This is a genomic window from Vibrio sp. YT-19(2023), from assembly GCF_033337395.1.
The window spans coordinates 1-544 of sequence record NZ_JAWOQN010001014.1; the positions used below are offsets into that span (position 1 = coordinate 1).

General features: G+C 52.8%; 2 protein-coding genes. Both read left to right on the forward strand.

Annotated features, from left to right (window positions below; all coding sequences use genetic code 11):
- On the forward strand, window positions 1-323 hold a 323-nt coding region (locus R7E78_RS29745), incomplete at its 5' end, for a hypothetical protein (RefSeq protein ID WP_318059096.1).
- On the forward strand, window positions 316-544 hold a 229-nt coding region (locus R7E78_RS29750; RefSeq protein ID WP_318059097.1), incomplete at its 3' end, for a hypothetical protein. The genes R7E78_RS29745 and R7E78_RS29750, both read left to right, overlap by 8 nt.

Genomic DNA, 544 nt, shown 5'->3' on the forward strand with positions numbered 1-544 from the left:
TCCGGAAGGAGGGCGCTATCGAGCTGGCCCCTGGGCGATTAGAAGGCATCATCAACGACATCGTTGAAAACGACATGACGACGTTTCATTGCCACAAGACCGTGCACTCAAAGTCAGGTGGTGAATGGGATGAAGAGGGTAACTATGCACCTTCGGGACAAGAGTCGATGTGTGCCGGTGCTGCGGCTTACTTGATGAAAATAGGCAGGCCGACAGTGGCTATGCGAATTGCCTTTGCGTTTGGTGATGCAAAGGTGTCCGACTGGGACGAAGCTCAAGAGCTGGTTGTCGAGCCTTTGGTACAAGGGGACCGAAATGAGTAAGCGATATGCGGTAGTGCCGCATCCGAAACTGAAACGAGAGTACAAAGGTCGGCTGGTCAGAACTACTCGGGTACTAAAAAACGGCTGGGGGTTGATCCCTCTAGGGGCTGTGGCAACGGTCACGCATCAGTCTCCCAAGGGATCAGAACTGACCTTTGAACCATGCGACTGCTGCGGCCTGAAAGCCATTATCAGTCATGTAAGCATGGACTCCATTGAAT